Source organism: uncultured Lacinutrix sp. (genome assembly GCF_947500325.1).
Lineage (GTDB): Bacteria > Bacteroidota > Bacteroidia > Flavobacteriales > Flavobacteriaceae > Lacinutrix.
In genome coordinates, this window is sequence record NZ_CANMRQ010000003.1 from 61,164 (window position 1) to 77,348 (window position 16,185).

At 28.9% G+C, this 16,185-nt stretch carries 17 protein-coding genes; 7 read left to right on the plus strand and 10 right to left on the minus strand.

Annotated elements, in window-relative coordinates:
* The first annotated feature begins 4 nt into the window (after positions 1-4).
* Positions 5-1,123 carry an aminotransferase class I/II-fold pyridoxal phosphate-dependent enzyme gene (locus Q0997_RS05455; RefSeq protein ID WP_299885739.1) on the plus strand — a complete coding sequence of 373 codons (1,119 nt, stop codon included), beginning with the start codon at positions 5-7 and terminating at the stop codon, positions 1,121-1,123.
* Between the two features lie 379 nt (positions 1,124-1,502).
* Here Q0997_RS05455 and Q0997_RS05460 read toward each other — a convergent pair whose 3' ends face one another.
* Positions 1,503-1,985 (minus strand): hypothetical protein, encoded by a 483-nt coding sequence (locus Q0997_RS05460; protein ID WP_299885742.1) that lies wholly within the window; start codon positions 1,983-1,985, stop codon positions 1,503-1,505.
* 97 nt (positions 1,986-2,082) lie between these two features.
* On the opposite strand from Q0997_RS05460, the gene Q0997_RS05465 reads away from it, so the two are divergent.
* Positions 2,083-2,256: a Lacal_2735 family protein gene (locus Q0997_RS05465; protein WP_367180202.1), complete on the plus strand. Its 174-nt coding sequence runs from the start codon at positions 2,083-2,085 to the stop codon at positions 2,254-2,256.
* Positions 2,257-2,285: 29 nt separating this feature from the next.
* A complete protein-coding gene (locus Q0997_RS05470) occupies positions 2,286-3,401 on the plus strand; it encodes an SDR family oxidoreductase (protein WP_299885745.1) in 1,116 nt (371 codons plus the stop codon).
* Here Q0997_RS05470 and Q0997_RS05475 read toward each other — a convergent pair.
* From Q0997_RS05475 to Q0997_RS05485, 3 genes are all read right to left on the minus strand, one after another.
* Positions 3,398-4,180, minus strand: coding sequence for an alpha/beta hydrolase (locus tag Q0997_RS05475; RefSeq protein WP_299885748.1), 783 nt, complete (start codon positions 4,178-4,180; stop codon positions 3,398-3,400). The two genes, Q0997_RS05470 and Q0997_RS05475, sit on opposite strands and share 4 nt — an antisense overlap.
* Before the next feature lie 56 nt (positions 4,181-4,236).
* Entirely contained in the window at positions 4,237-7,443 is a 3,207-nt protein-coding gene (locus tag Q0997_RS05480; RefSeq protein WP_299885750.1) for a two-component regulator propeller domain-containing protein, read from the minus strand.
* A gap of 87 nt (positions 7,444-7,530) precedes the next feature.
* The gene (locus Q0997_RS05485) at positions 7,531-8,670 is read right to left on the minus strand and encodes a cysteine desulfurase family protein (protein WP_299885753.1); all 1,140 of its coding nucleotides are present in this window, start codon (positions 8,668-8,670) and stop codon (positions 7,531-7,533) included.
* Positions 8,671-8,806: 136 nt separating this feature from the next.
* Here Q0997_RS05485 and Q0997_RS05490 point away from each other — a divergent pair, with 136 nt between their 5' ends.
* Positions 8,807-9,757 (plus strand): hypothetical protein, encoded by a 951-nt coding sequence (locus tag Q0997_RS05490; protein WP_299885756.1) that lies wholly within the window; start codon positions 8,807-8,809, stop codon positions 9,755-9,757.
* On the opposite strand, the gene Q0997_RS05495 is transcribed toward Q0997_RS05490, so the two are convergent.
* Both Q0997_RS05495 and Q0997_RS05500 read right to left on the minus strand, forming a co-directional pair.
* Positions 9,754-10,317 carry a Smr/MutS family protein gene (locus Q0997_RS05495; protein WP_299885759.1) on the minus strand — a complete coding sequence of 188 codons (564 nt, stop codon included), beginning with the start codon at positions 10,315-10,317 and terminating at the stop codon, positions 9,754-9,756. The genes Q0997_RS05490 and Q0997_RS05495 overlap by 4 nt on opposite strands.
* The gene (locus Q0997_RS05500; RefSeq protein WP_299885761.1) at positions 10,314-10,580 is read right to left on the minus strand and encodes a hypothetical protein; all 267 of its coding nucleotides are present in this window, start codon (positions 10,578-10,580) and stop codon (positions 10,314-10,316) included. Before Q0997_RS05500 ends, Q0997_RS05495 begins: the two co-directional genes overlap by 4 nt.
* A 140-nt stretch (positions 10,581-10,720) precedes the next feature.
* Between Q0997_RS05500 and Q0997_RS05505 the strand changes: the two genes are divergently transcribed.
* The 3 genes from Q0997_RS05505 to Q0997_RS05515 all read left to right on the plus strand — a co-directional run bounded on the left by Q0997_RS05505 (position 10,721) and on the right by Q0997_RS05515 (position 13,248).
* Positions 10,721-12,523, plus strand: a complete 1,803-nt coding sequence (locus Q0997_RS05505) for a T9SS type A sorting domain-containing protein (protein ID WP_299885764.1) — start codon at positions 10,721-10,723, stop codon at positions 12,521-12,523.
* Positions 12,524-12,640: 117 nt separating this feature from the next.
* A complete protein-coding gene (locus Q0997_RS05510) occupies positions 12,641-12,907 on the plus strand; it encodes a DUF2752 domain-containing protein (RefSeq protein WP_367180206.1) in 267 nt (88 codons plus the stop codon).
* 11 nt (positions 12,908-12,918) lie between these two features.
* On the plus strand, positions 12,919-13,248 hold the full coding sequence (locus tag Q0997_RS05515; RefSeq protein ID WP_299885769.1) for a CCC motif membrane protein: 330 nt from the start codon (positions 12,919-12,921) through the stop codon (positions 13,246-13,248).
* A gap of 93 nt (positions 13,249-13,341) precedes the next feature.
* Here Q0997_RS05515 and rocD read toward each other — a convergent pair whose 3' ends face one another.
* The 4 genes from rocD to Q0997_RS05535 form a co-directional block, all read right to left on the minus strand.
* Positions 13,342-14,583: an ornithine--oxo-acid transaminase gene (gene rocD / locus Q0997_RS05520; RefSeq protein WP_299885772.1), complete on the minus strand. Its 1,242-nt coding sequence runs from the start codon at positions 14,581-14,583 to the stop codon at positions 13,342-13,344.
* Positions 14,584-14,721: 138 nt separating this feature from the next.
* On the minus strand, positions 14,722-15,108 hold the full coding sequence (locus Q0997_RS05525) for a DUF6768 family protein (RefSeq protein WP_299885775.1): 387 nt from the start codon (positions 15,106-15,108) through the stop codon (positions 14,722-14,724).
* Complete coding sequence (locus Q0997_RS05530; RefSeq protein ID WP_299885778.1) at positions 15,098-15,649, minus strand: RNA polymerase sigma factor; 552 nt, start codon at positions 15,647-15,649, stop codon at positions 15,098-15,100. The genes Q0997_RS05525 and Q0997_RS05530 overlap by 11 nt, the downstream gene beginning before the upstream one ends.
* A 36-nt stretch (positions 15,650-15,685) precedes the next feature.
* Positions 15,686-16,162, minus strand: coding sequence for a hypothetical protein (locus tag Q0997_RS05535; protein WP_299885780.1), 477 nt, complete (start codon positions 16,160-16,162; stop codon positions 15,686-15,688).
* Between the last annotated feature and the right edge of the window lie 23 nt (positions 16,163-16,185).

Below are 16,185 nucleotides of genomic sequence, written 5' to 3' on the forward strand. Positions count from 1 at the left end.
TATTATGAATATTCCAATTTTTGAACTAGAAAGAGTACAATCTTTATTTGAAAACACTGTAGATTATAATTTAACAGAAAGCGGTTTTCACCCATATACATTAAATGAATTATTAGATAAATCTCAAATAGAGACACTTACAAATACCGTTTTAGGCTATGGACAAACTAATGGTTCTATCCCTTTACGAAAAAGAATTAGTGCTATGTATAATGGTGTAAATGAAGAAAACGTATTAGTTACTAATGGATCTTCAGAGGCAAACTTTATTGCTTGTCATATACTTTTAGAAAAAGGAGACGATGTTGTTATGATGGTTCCAAATTATATGCAAATATGGGGAATTGCAGAAGAAATGGGTTGTTTCCCTAAAGCTTTTCATTTAAAAGAAGAAGAACAATGGAAACCGGATTTAGCACAGCTAAAGTCTTTAGTAACACCAAATACTAAAATGATAGCACTTTGCAATCCAAATAATCCAACTGGTTATACTTTATCCAGTGAAGAAATGCAAGAAATAGTAGCCATAGCAAAAAGTGTTGGTGCATGGATTTATTGTGATGAAGTCTATAGAGGTGCCGAATTAAACGGAAAGACTATTGAAAGTTTTATAGGCATGTACGATAAAGTTATGGTTAATGGAGGCTTATCTAAAGCCTATGCATTACCAGGTTTGCGCTTAGGTTGGCTTATTGGTCCAGAAAAACATATTGCAGATACATGGGCTTATCATGACTATACTTCTATAACTGCTGGAATTATGAGCCATTATATAGGTGAGATAGCATTAAGACCAGAGAAAAGACAAGACATTTTAAATCGCAATAGGACTATGCTTAATGAAAACTTAATTGCTGTTAAAACTTGGTTAGATCAATATGGTGATTTATTTGAATATACTGAACCAAAAGCTGGAGGAATGCTCTTTATAAAATATAATTTAGACATAAACTCTACTGAATTAGCAGAATGGTTAAGAACAGAAAAAAGTGTGTTTATCTTGGCAGGAGATTGTTATGGTATGGATTACCATTTTAGAATTGGCATTGGAGAACGTAAAACATACATATTAGAAGGTTTAGAACGCGTAAAACAGGCGTTAAAAGAACGGTTTAATTTGTAATTTATACATGTAATTTACTATCTCAATAACAATTACCTTTTTATTCTGAAAATAGCATCACGTAATTTTTAATATTATGTGATGATTAGGGATTAACCTTTTAATTTTATCGCATTAGTTATTAGCTTTTTTATTATTAATATTAGATAACTTAGCCAATAAAAAAGCGGCTATAGTCATAACTAAACCTCTTAATAAGACATCAACATAACTCCAACTAAAATTAATGTAAGAGTGCGCTTTCACCGTTCTAAAGAAAAGCTAAAGAATATACTTTATAAAATATCTAATGATAAAGACATTTTTGAGTTTGGACTTGGTAGTTGTGACAGAGTAACTGAAACTGTTATGAAGCAGATAAAATAACTTATCTTATAGATTAATAAAAATTATATAATCTGGCCATACTTCTTCTTCTCTTTCTCTCTCTTCTTAACGCTCGTCGTTTTTCTCTTTTTAACTTTCTTGCAGCTACTTTTTCCTCTGACGGTATAAAAATAGAAGCTACATATGTAACTCCATTTACAATGGCAATGCTTAAATAATGTGGTATCGCAAAAAAACCTTCAAAAATATCACCAAAAGTATTACCATACTTATCTGTACAAGCTTGTCCTATATATGATTTTTTCCACCAATGTCTTGTTGCTTTGCCTGCTATACCATCTTGAGCAACTTCTACTCCTGTTATATAAACACATTTTAAATGATGCCAAGGTGTGCATTTATTCACCTGTTTTATGCCTCGATTAAATGTATTAATCGTATCATTTTTCGCAATATTAACTAAAGGTTTTTGTCCAAATACTGAAACAGTATTTAAAACATAAATCATAATTGAATATAGTATTATTCGTTTCACAGGTTATCTCTTTGGTCTTAGTATAGTTAAAAGACTTACAATTAACAAAACCTTAAATAAATTATTCCTTATTCTAATATAATTTTGTAAAAAAAAGATGATGTTTGGATTATTTAAAACAAAAAGTAAACTTGATAAGCTACATGAAGAGTATAAAAAACTCTTAGAAGAATCATATAAACTGTCTACAAAAAATAGAACAGAAAGCGATATAAAGCAAGCTGAAGCTCAAGCAATTTTAGATCAAATAGAAGTTTTACAGCAAAGTTAATTGTAACTTTGTCAAACAAAACTTAAACTATGAATTGTTTACTTACTGGTGGTACTGGAATTGTAGGAAGTCACATTATATTCGACTGGCTCAAAAAAGCTTTTATAGATAAAACAGTAAACCATTTGTTTGTACTCATTCGTGATAATGAAACAACGGCTCAAGAGCGTTTATTGTCTATTTTAAAAGCGCCTTCACGTCCAGAATACCTTAATGCCTTTAGTATTGAAGATTGCCTAAAAAAAATCACGGTAATTACTGGAGATTTAATATCTGTTAGTAAAACAATTTTAAATAAGTATGACTTTGATACTGTTATACATTGTGCTGGTTCTACAAACCTATCTAATGCTAATAAAACAGAAGATAAAGTACAAGAACAAAACGTAAAAGCAACTAAACAGTTATTAACTAATCTTCCTAAGCAAGTTAATCGATTTTTATATATAAGCACAGCTTATTCATTTGGAATTCAAGAACATAAAGTAAAAGACACTATTGCAGAATATGATGTATCGTCTTTTAGAAACCCTTATGAGAAATCTAAATTTGAAGCTGAACAATTTGTAAAGAAAACATGCGAGAATCTTAATATTTCTGCTCAAATATTAAGACCTAGTATTATTTGTGGACGTTTAATTGATGCGCCTTTTTATGAAACACCAAAGTTTGATGTTTTTTATTCTTGGCCTATATTCTTAGACAAATATGCTAAGAAATTTAAAGATGTTTTTAGAATTTGGATTGATAAGGATAGTGGACTTAATATAGTACCTGTAGATTTTGTATCGAAAGCAATTTTATATGCTGCTGAACATCCAGAAATTAAAGAACTTAATATTGTAAATCCAAAACAAATACTTCATAAAGAATATGTAGGCAATGTTTTAGAATCTTTTGCAATTAAGGATTATCAATACATTACTAAAAAACCAAGTAATTTAAATTCTTTCGAACAATTGTACTATAAGACTATTGGCTCTGTTTTTGAAAAATACGTCTCAATTCCAGATTTACAATTTGATGCACAGTTAATACTAAAATTAATTAATCAATTAAAATTAGATACCACTTTAGGTGTACATGACAATTTTATGAACTTGATAAATTTTTCGGTAGAGAAAAAATTTAGAAAGAGTTATTAAGTAATTGCTTTAATAAACTTTATAGTTTCTGTATTAAATAAATCTGGCTGCTCTACATTAACAACATGACCGCAATTTTTGACTACAAATAGCTTAGATTCTATGTGTTTAGAAACAATGCTTTTTATAGATGGCAAAAATAAATGATCTTGTTCTCCCATAACATATAACGTAGGTATTTTAATGTCTTTAGCTCTAAAAAAACGTAACAACGGATTAATTTCAGATGTTAATTTAAACCAACGAACAAACTCCTTTTGATATAATTTCTTAGCCTCATTTACAAACAATAATCGTGACTTTTTATGGTTTTTCTTTGGCATTATAACAAATGCAAAAAACTTATATAATAGCATATATGGCACCACAGATTTAAAAATAACACCCAATTTCATTAATACTTGCGATCTAAAATTAAGTTTCATAATGGCACCACCCATAATCATACTTTTTACTCTATTGGAATGTTTTTCTGCTAAGTTTCTAATTAGAATAGTACCCAAAGAAATACCAACAAAATGTGATTTTTCTATCTTTAAATGATTAATGACTTCTAAAATATCATTAGTAATCGAATCGAAAGTATATTTTGAATTAAAAGCATCTTTAAGAGCGGGTTTACTATTACCATGACCACGCAAATCTAATACTAAGACATTAAATTGCGATCCAAAACTACGTATTTGTTTATACCAAATAGATGAACTTCCTCCTGCTCCATGAACAAAAGTAACCCATTCTGTAGCTGTTTTATGTATATATGTTGTATAGTTTAACACTATTTATTTTTTTAACGAAATTACTATATTATAATCATAAACTAACTAAGAAAACGTTAAACTGGAAATTGAAAAGTAATTGTAGTGCCTTTTCCAATTTTGCTATTTACATTAATTGCCCCATTAAGCTCTTCAGACAGTTCTTTACATAGTATTAATCCTAATCCTGTACCTAATTCTCCAGATGTTCCTTCCTTCCATAAAACTGTATTATTAGAAAACAATGTTTTTTGTTGACTTTCATCCATACCAACACCAGAATCTATTACAGATATACTATACATTCCATTACTTATTTTATTTTCAACCTTAATTTCTCCATTTTCAGGTGTAAATTTAATAGCATTATATATTAGGTTTCTTAAGATAAATCTAATAATATTTTCATCATTTTTTAATTGACAATTATTATTAATCGCATTAACTAATTTAAGGTTTTTCTTTGCTGCTTTAGATTCAAATAAACTATATAATTCATCAACTATATTATTCAATGCAACATCTGCTTTCCCTATATTAACATTAGTTATTTGGTATTTAGCCCAAACCAATAAGTTATCTAATAATGCTTGTACTTTGCTTAATTCTTTTTGTATTAATCCAGTATACTCAGACATTTCATCTTCTGTAATCGCTTCATTTGTGTCTTCAAAAATCACCAATAAAGTTCCTAAATTTAATAAAGGAGATTTCATATCATGAGATACTATCGATAGAATTCTGTCTTTTAATTCATTTAGATCCTTTAATTTTTCATTAGCTTCTATAGTTTTTTCGTTGGCCTCTGCTAATGCAATATTTTTTGTTTTAATTATTTTTGTACGTGCTTCTACTTTATGTTCTAATTCAATATTTCTTTTCTTAGCTGTATTTAATTTTATTTTATAGTAACTAAAAACGGAAAGTAGTATAAATAATAAAGTTCCAGCTCTAAAATACCAACTCATATACCATGGTCCTGTTACTTTAAATTTAAAACTCGAGTAATTATTATTCCATATAGCATTACTATTAGTAGATTTTATTCTTAACTCATAATTTTTAGGTTGTAAATTGGTGAATTCTAAATACCTAATTTCACCCATTTCTCGCCATTGATTATCTTGACCAACTAATTGGTAAGCATATTTAATATTGCTAACATTATTTGCATTAATAACAGCGTAGTTTAGTAATAATCTATTTTTATATGGTACAATGACACTTTTAGAATTAAGATTATATATACTATCTTCTACCTTTATACGTGTAATTACAACCTTAGGAAAGGTACTCTCTTTTTTTATATCCTTAGGATTAAAAAACGTGACCCCATTTTTACCTCCAAAATACATGGTACCATCATTAGTTTGTGTATAGGCTTCTAGATTATAGTCATCACTTGCTAAACCATCTGCTGTGGTATAATTTTGAAACGTTTTATTTTTTGGATTAAATTGAGATATACCATTATTAGAACTAATCCAATAATTATTTTTATAATCCTTAAGCATTCCCATTGTAGAATTATTTGAAAGTCCATCTTTTTCTGTATAGTTTTCAAACTTATCTGTCTTATAAAAAAACTTATTTATGCCGCCTCCAAGTGTTGTTACCCAATAAAAACTACTATCTGGTTCTTTGTATATATGTAAAGGCTTATGATTATTTAAGCTAAAAGACTTCTTAGTGTCAGGAAGAAACCGTTTAAATGTTTTTGTATTTTTATCATAGGAATTTATGCCACCACCATAAGTACAAATCCAAATAAGACCATCTTCTCCCTGAAAAAAAGAGGTTATATGGTCGTCACTAATAGAATTTATATTGTCTTTTTCATGAACAATAGATATAAAATCATCGGTTTCTGGCCTGTAAATATTAATTCCACCACCATAAGTACCAATCCATAGTTTTCCATCTTCATCTTCAAACAAAGCTGTTATAATATTATGATTAATACTATTAATGGTATTAGAATTAGGTAAGTAACGTCTAAACGTTTCTGTTGTTTTGTCAAATTTATTTAATCCGCCACCCCAAGTACCAACCCAAAGTGTATTATTACTGTCTTCAAAAATAATACGAACCCAATCATGGCTTATTGACGATGAATTATTCTCATTATGTCTATAGTGTTTAAAACGTTTTGTTTTAGGATTATACTTATTTAAACCACCGCCAAAAGTTCCCATCCATAATATTTGATCCTTTGTTTTGTATATACAATAGACATTATTGTTACTTAATGTATTATCATCTTTTACATTATTTTTAATTGCATAAAAAGGAGTTGTAATTAATTTATTAAAACCTTTAGTGTATAAACCAACATAAAGTTCATTACTATTTCCAAAAAAGAGGCTACTCACATCATTGTCAAATAATGAGTTAGAATCAAATGGATTCGTTTTGTAATGAAAAAAAACAGCGCTCGTTTTTGAATAATACGCTAAACCTTCAGTAGCACTACCTATCCATATTCTTCCATTCTTATCTTCTGCAATTGTTTTTATTTTATTTCCAGAATCATACAAGTATTTTTCTTTATTATTCTTAAAGTTTATCGTCGTTTTAGATTTTGTATTATAAAGTAGTAAGCCATCTGTATCGGTACCAAGCCAAATATATCCTTTAGTATCACAAAGTAAACTCCATATTGTTTCACTTGGTATGATATTAGATTGTAATAAACTGTTGGAATTTAATCGATTACTATCTATAACGAAAACACCTAAATTCTCTGTAGCAATCCATAAGTTTTTCGTATTGTCCTCAGAAATCGCGCTTATTTTTGCGTTTTTTGGAATTAAGTCTACATTAGAAAAAGTTTTTGTTTCTTCATTAAATAAAAACAATCCTTCGCCTTCTGTACCAACATAAAAACGTTTATTTGAATCTTCAAAAAGAGCTTTTATAGAAAGTGTTCCTAAAGATGCTGTTGTTTCTCTAATAAAATAATTCTTAAAATTATCTTGTTCTCTATTATATTTACTTAATCCTGCTTTAGTACCAAACCATAATGTTTTGTCTTTACGTTCATAAATAGACCAAACGGAATTATCTGGTATAGAATTAATATTATCAAAATCATTTATATAAGATGTAAATTCATAACCATCAAATCTATTAATACCACCAAAATTTGCAATCCAGAGATAATTCTCCGAGTCTTGGAAAATAAAGTTAACACTACTCTGGTTTAGCCCATCTTGCTTACCATAATGAATAAATTTTTGAGATAATTGTTGCCCTGTTACTTTAATACTAAGTAACAGAAACAAACCAATATAAGAGTGGTTTTAATGTATTAACATGTTTTGAAAAGGCTATCAATCTATATACAATTTACAATTTGTAAGAGACTTATACTATAAAAATTCTTTTAATACTTCAATAACATAATCTATTTCTTCTTTCGTATTATACTTACTAAATGAAAATCGTATTGAAGGTTTTTTCATATTCTCTTCACTTAAAATTTCTGCTAAAACATGTGAGCCTTTTGTACTTCCGCTTTGACATGCACTTCCTTTAGAACAAGCGATACCTTTTAAATCTAATTGAAATAATAAAATAGATGCTTTTTCTGGAGCAACAGGAAGACAAACGCTTAACACAGTATAACTACTTTTTTCTAAATCTGCACTACTGCCATTATAAGATACTCCTGGAAAAGTTTCTGATAATGATTTTATAAAATACTTTTTTAATTCTTTTATGTATGTGCTTTCTGTTTCTAAATTATCGAAAGATTGTTTTAATGCTTCTTCTAAACCTACAATATTATGAATAGATTCTGTTCCTGCTCTATAACCACGTTCTTGTTCACCTCCATAAATTAATGGTTTTAGTCCTGAATTTTTTCTAATAAAAGAAAAACCAATTCCTTTTGGCCCATGAAATTTATGAGCACTTACTGCCATAAAATCAATATTTATATCCTGAAGATCAATTTCATAATGACCAAAAGATTGTACAGTATCGCTATGAAATAAGCTTTTGTTTGCCTTACATAAGTCACCTACTCTTTTAATATCTAAAAGGTTTCCTATTTCGTTATTTACATGCATTAAACTAACTAACTTCTTTTCAGGAGTCGATAATAAGTCTTCTAGATGTGTATAATTTACATGTCCTTCACTATCTAAATCTACATATTCAACAATAACATTATATTCTTTTTCTAATTGTTCTACCGTATGTAGCACTGCATGGTGTTCAATACGTGACGTTATTATTTTTTTTACACCTAAATCTCTTACTGCACTTCTAAGTGCTAAATTATCTGCTTCGGTACCTCCAGATGTAAAAACGATTTCCCCAGATGAAACGTTTAAATATTTGGCAACTGTTTTTCTTGTATTTTCAATTAGCGATTTAGCAGATCGTCCAAAACTATGTGTAGATGAAGGATTACCATAATATTCTCTCATTACGTCTGTCATACGCGTAACAACTTCTTCTCTTAATTGTGTAGTCGCAGCACTATCAAAATATATAGACTTCATTATTTATAAATATTAATCAAAAAGCCTATTATATCTGGCTTTAAGGCAGTAAAAATAAGTGAAATAAAATTAATTCCTTTAAGCTACGTTATCATTTATACAATTCTATTATTTTTGCTTGAAAATATACTATTCTATGAAAAACATTTTGTCCCTTTTTGTTATAGGTTTAATTCTATTTTCATGTAATGATGGTGATATTATTACAGAAGAACTTGAATTTGATGCAACATTTGATACTTGTGGAGAATTATTAGTATTTAATACTAAAACCGATCCTAATGAGTCTTTATCACTAGAAATCAACTCTCCAGTTACAACATTAGAAAGTTTATTTTTAACAGAAGTTGATGCTACTAATCCGCTTTTAGTAAATCTAGTTAATGTAGAAGAAAGTATTACTATAGGTACTATTAATAGATTTAATTACAGAACTTATGATGCCAATCCAGCTAATATTTTTTGTAACGATGTACCGGCTTCTGGTATAAATATTACCCAAGATTATACCGCAAGTGGCGGAACTGCTACTTTTACAATTAATTTAATTGAAGATGATAATGATGGTATTCCTGCAGAACTTGAAGATATTAATGGAGATGGGAATTTAGATAATGATGATACAGATGGTGATGGTTTACCTAATTATCTAGATGATGATGATGATGGTGATAATGTAAAAACAATAACCGAGCAACCAAACTATACTGAAGCTGACGGATTATCACTAGCTCAAAACTCTGATGCTACCTTGGCAAATCCTGATAACATACCAGATTATTTAGATCCTGATGATGATGGTGATGGTATTCTTACTATAAAGGAAGTAAGTGCTATTGATGATTTAAATCCTACAGATGATATTACAGATAACAATATTGGTCCAGATTATTTAAATGAAATGATAACAACTTCTTTTGAGGTTGTTACATATTCTAGCCATACTATCTCTCAAACTTTCGAATTACAATTAGTAATTACAGATTTATCATTACCTGTATTAAATCAAGATTTTTTAAATTTTGGACTACTTGAAAATGCAACAGGCATTAATCAATTTACAAGGGAAGTAACGCCTACATTCTAACCGTTAGGTTTTATACTTTGTAGTATATAAACTTCTGTAGCGCCTTGTCCATATTTTCTATAATCGGCATCGTAGAATTTAACATTGTTATAGCGACCAAAAAGGTATTGCAATTCTAATTTTAATGTGCCTTCGCCTACTCCATGAATAAATACAATTTTTTGTATTTTCTTTTTCATAGCAAACTCTAGCTTATGCCTTGCTGTATCTAACTGTAATGTTTTTTTATCGTGACTACTCATACCGCGTTCAGACTTTACCAGCTGATGGATATGCAAATCGACTTCCATTGTTGGTTGATAACGTTCTTTGGGTTTAATTTTTGGTTGCGTTCTACGTTTTTCAGATGTTTTTTCTGAAACAACTTGATTTATACTTTTATTAGAAAAGGCTTCCCGTTTCAAGGTATTATCTTCTTTCTTTACTATTTCTGAAGTACTAAAATGCAATTCGAAACCATTTGTATCTTCTATAGTAATAATATCACCAGAAACTTTAATAATTTCCCCTGATAAATCTTCATCTAATACAAAAACGATATCTCCAATTTTAAAACTCATTCTTCTTCTCCAGTAAAATAATTCTCTTTTTCTGACTTAATTGTCTTACTTGGTATTTTAGCATTTAATCTAAAACCACCAAACATCAAAAATGCTATTCCAAGTATTAAAAGCCATACATTTTGTTCTGTTTCTGCGTTAGCATATATAGCAATTGCTCCTCCAAAAATAATGGATAGATAACTTATAATATTCTTATTTTTCATTATAGCAAAATTAATAAAGATTACTATTAATCTTGTTAAATAGACTTTTAAAATCATAATATTTAGTATTTATCATTTTTTTTTGAAAAACATAAAACATAATAGCGTAAAATGAGTATATATTTGTCATTGTAAAACCGTAAATAAAATTATATATTTGCTTAGCCCAACATTTTAATATTTAAACACTTAACCCTATGAAAGCTTACTTCTCTCTCTTTGTCTTTCTTTTTTTATTAAATACTTCTTTCGCGCAATTAACAGTAAGAAATGATGCCTTCATTTATGCTACAAACGAAGTTGTTTATGTTGAAGATGAAGTAAATTTAGAAGAAGCAGATGCCTCTTTTTATTTAAGAGATGATGCTCAATTAATTCAAGGTAGTGGTACAACAGGAAACTCTGGGATAGGAAAATTAAGTGTTTTTCAAAGTGGAACTGTACATAATTGGGCATATAACTTTTGGGGATCACCTGTTGGAAATGTAGATATAAATAGTAATGGCAATAGTGATTTTAGGCCAAATACCAATTTTTATGATTGGACTGGTAATGCAGATCCTGCATTGCATCAAATTACTAGTACTGCAGCTTCTTTTACTACTGGAAATAATGGTACAACTAGCCCTTTAGTAATTTCTAGTAGATGGTTATATGCCTATAATGCTGGTGTTGATTATTATGATTGGGGACATATTGGTAACTCAGGAAATTTACCAACTGGTTATGGTTTTACTATGAAAGGTTCTACAGGCATAACAAATCAATTATATGATTTTAGAGGCAAGCCAAATTCAGGAACTATTTCTATTTCTGTTACGGCTTCTACAACAACATTAGCGGGTAATCCATATCCATCTGCTATTGACACAGCTGCTTTTATTCATGATACTAACAATAGTCCTTTAATGCAAGGTACTTTATTATTTTGGGATCATGATTTAAGTGTAAACTCACATGTTACTACAAATTATATTGGAGGTTATGCTCAATATACTATTAGTGCCGATGGAATGACAGAATCGTTTACAGATGCAATATATTCTGCACCAGATGCTAATGCTTTTCCTTCTGGTATAGGTACAACATCTACATCTGGAAAAAGAGTATATAGATACTTACCTATAGGTCAAGGTTTTTTTATTGAAGGTGTTACTGCTGGTAATGTACAGTTTAAAAACGCTCATAGAGTTTTTTATAAGCAGTCTGATTTAAATAGCGAGTTTTTTAGAACTGAAAATCAAAATAACTCTTCACAAAATAATAATAGCACTATTGTTGAATTTAATTATAATGAATTAGGATATCAAATTGTTGAAGCGCCATATAAACGCTTTAGGTTAAATATTAACTTTGATAATGCTTACACTAGACAATTATTACATAATTTTCATCCAGATGCTACAGATGATTTTGATTATGGTTTAGAGTCTAATAACTCTGAACCTGCTTCTAATGATGCATATTATATTTTAGGAGATATGCCTTATATTACTCAAGCTCATGATTTCGATATAGATTTAAAAATACCATTAGTAGTAAAAGTTGAACAAAATATGCCTATAGAAATGCATTTATTTGATGTTCAGAATTTTGGTGATCAAGATATTTACATACATGATTTAACAACAGATCTTTATTATAATTTAATAGAACAAAATTTCCAAATATTATTGGACGCAGGAGTTCATGATAATAGATTTGAAATTACATTTAAAAATGGTAGTACATTAAGTATTTCTGAATTTGAAAATAGTGATTTCTCCATTTTTCAAAATAATACACTAGCCCAATTAGTTGTTTCTAATCCAAATAAATTAGCTATTAAATCTATACAATTAATTGATGTTGCTGGAAAACAAATTATAAATAAAGTAGATCTAACTGAAGAAACTAGATATGAATTCTCAACTAAAAACTTAAGTGATGGTGTTTATATAGTTAGTGTTTCTTTAGAAAACAACGAAGTACAAAACAAAAAAATAATAGTATCTAACTAACTACTAATAATTATTACTTTTTAAAAAGCTTGCTATTGCTTAAAACTGCCTTTTTTTTGTATTCTATTTTATACTTTTGCTCATAAATTAATATAGATGAGTTTATTTGAAAATTACATGTTACCCTGTATAAACAAAACTCTTTTTGGGTTTGAATGTATGGGTTGTGGTTTACAAAGAAGTTTATATAGTTTATATCAAGGCCATTTTATTGAAGCATTTAAAATGTATCCCGCAATTTATACGCTCATTCCATTAGGTTTATTAGTATTACTATCTTTTTTTTACAAATTTAAAAACATGAATAAAATTATAAATGGATTAGCAATAGCTTCTATATTAATAATTATTATTAGTTTTATAATCAAACAATTTATCTTATAGAAACTAACAAAATGAAAAAACAACTCAATCCAACTTTAGTTTATGTATTATCCATTTTAGGCTTTGTATGCTGCTGTTTAGGAGGTGCATTTTTATCTGTTCCTGCCTATTTTATAGCTGCAAATAAAGTTAAAGATGCTCAGCTTAATCCAGAGGATTATGAAGGGGATTTACAAGCCATGAAAACAGCAAAAACTGTTGCATTGATTTCTGCAATAATAGGCGTATTAGTATTAATTAGAATTATATATGTTCTAAGTACTAATGATTGGGATGAACTGCAAAAAGTATGGGAAGATGCCATGGAACAAGCAAGGCAACAGCAAGAAGCTCAGAATTAATATAATATTACTATATAAAAAGGCGACCAACATTGGTCGCCTTTTTTGTTAATTATAGCTATCTAATAATTTGATAGTGTAATTCAAAACGATTTATTCAAATTGTTTCAATGTTTTTATAATAATAGAAACACAATCTAATAATTGTTCTTTAGTCATTACTAAAGGTGGCGCAAAACGAATAATATTTCCATGTGTTGGTTTAGCTAATAACCCGTTATCACGAAGCGCTAAACATATATTCCATGCAGTATCACTTTCTTCTGTATCATTTATTAAAATAGCATTTAAAAGACCTTTTCCTCTTACTGCATTAACAATAGATGTTGTTTCAATAAATTTAGATAATTCAGATCTAAATAATTCACCTAATACCTGAGCATTTTCGGCTAGGTTTTCATCTTTAATTACTTCTAAAGCAGCAATACCAACAGCAGCAGCTACTGGGTTTCCACCATAAGTACTTCCATGATTCCCTGGCTTAATAACATTCATGACATTATCGTTAGCTAATACTGCAGACACAGGATACGCACCTCCTGAAAGCGCTTTTCCTAAAATTAATATATCTGCTTTCACCTCTTCATGATCAATAGCTAGCATACGTCCTGTTCTAGCTATTCCAGTTTGCACTTCATCTGCAATAAACAATACATTATGTTTTTCACATAATGCTTTAGCAGCAGTTAAATAACCTTCGCTTGGTACATAAACACCAGCTTCCCCTTGAATAGGTTCTACTAAAAAACCAGCAATATTTTTACTACTAGTTAAGGCATCTTCTAAAGCAGTTAAATTATCATATTCAATTTTAATAAATCCTTTAGTGTAAGGACCAAAGTTTTTACGAGCTATTGGATCATTTGAAAACGATATAATAGTTGTTGTTCTTCCGTGAAAGTTATTTTCACATACTATAATTTCTGCTTCATTCTCGTCTATTCCTTTTACTTCGTAAGCCCATTTTCTACATAATTTTAAAGCAGTCTCTACAGCTTCTGCACCAGTATTCATTGGTAATAACTTATCGAAATTGAAGGTTTCTGTTGCAAACTTTTCAAATTTCCCAAGCATATCATTATAAAATGCTCTAGAAGTTAATGTTAATGTTTGCGATTGATTTGTCATTGCCCCTACAATTTTTGGATGACAATGCCCTTGGTTTACAGCTGAGTAAGCTGATAGGAAATCATAATATTGTTTTCCTTCTACGTCCCATACATGAACGCCTTCTCCTCTACTTAATACTACTGGTAACGGATGATAATTATGTGCTCCGTACTTGTTTTCTAAATCCATCGCTTCTTGCGATGTTAAATGTGTTAAAACAGCCATTTTAAATGTGTTTAATTGTGAATAAAAAAGCCATTCCTTCTCTACCTTTATCCTTTCGAAGACTCGAAAATTCAGCGTGGGAGAGAAATCATCCCTAAGAACTCGCAAATTACTAAATATAAATGTTGATTTAAAATGTTAATCGGACATTTTTCCTGCCAATGACGAAACTTGTAATTCTAAACGTTTCATTTCTCTTAATATAGCATTCTTATCCATTTGCATCCATGCAAAAACTTTTAACATGCTTACACCAATTAAAAACACTAGAGCTCCTAGTCCCCATTTAATTAATTCGTTAGTGATATCGGTATTAAAAAATTGCACTGTACAGTATATAAATAAGATAAAGAATACCACAGTTACCAAATTCATTAAAATTAGCAGCCATTTATTTTTTCCTTTAAAAAGCCCAAAAATCATTCCTATTACTCCTTGTTCGTCTAGATTATCATAAAACTTTGCTTCTTCTTGACTTAAAGTTTCTTTTATTAACTTGTCTATTTCTTCGATATTATTTTTCATCATTATAATTTTTTAATTGTTTTTTTAATTCCTCTCTTGCATGAAATAATCTTGATTTTACTGTACCTAACGAAGTTTCCATTATTCTAGCAATTTCTTTTAAAGAATAGCTTTCTATATAAAAAAGCTTAATAGTATCTTTTTGCTGTTGTGATAATAAATTAATTGCATTTAATAACTTCTTTTTTATTTCTGTTTTGTCAGTATACGTTTCATTAAAACTGCTTTGGTTTCTTGCATACACGTTAAGCCTTTCTATTTCTTTATTTCTTGACTTTATACTATCTAATGCCTTATAATAAACAATACGTAACGCCCAGCTAGCAAAACTATTTTCGTTATTTAAATCATTAATCTTTGTAATAATAGTCTTCCAACTATCTTGAGCGATATCTTTTGCTAAATCTGAATCTTTTACTATAAAATAAGCCTTTTCACAAAAAACTAAATGCCACCTTTTAATTAAAATTGTTAATGCTTTTTTGTTTCCTAGTTTATAGGACTCAATTAAATCTGCATCATTGTTTTTTTTTGTTTTCAAAGTATTATTTATAAGTTTAGTATATAACTATATTATTCATTTATAAAGAAAACGCAGTACACGAACCCAAAGATTGTAAGGTGTTATTTTCTTTTCTAATGAATAATAGCTTTCAACCTTATCAAAAGCATCTTCAATTAAAGCATCATGTAACCATCTTATTACTATTAACCATAACAATGTTGCTTTTTTGTAGGTAGTCATTTTAATTTCATGTATTATCTCTGTTTTATTTTCATGAATTGAATTAATTGCTAGTTGGTGCGTTCCTACAAATCCTTCAGGGCTTATAAATTGAAATGTTATACCTTGATTATTGTTATCAATAATTTTATAACGTATTCTTCCATGGCCTCCTTTACTACCAACCTTAATTCCATCTTCAAATCGTATCGCTGGCCATTGTTCATATGGCCAAATGGCATCATCTTTTGTAGATAGTGTTTTTAATAAACAGGATACTTTTTCTATTGGTTCATTAATTTTACGCCTATGAATATTTACTACTCTCATACTATAAAGACATAAAAAAGTAA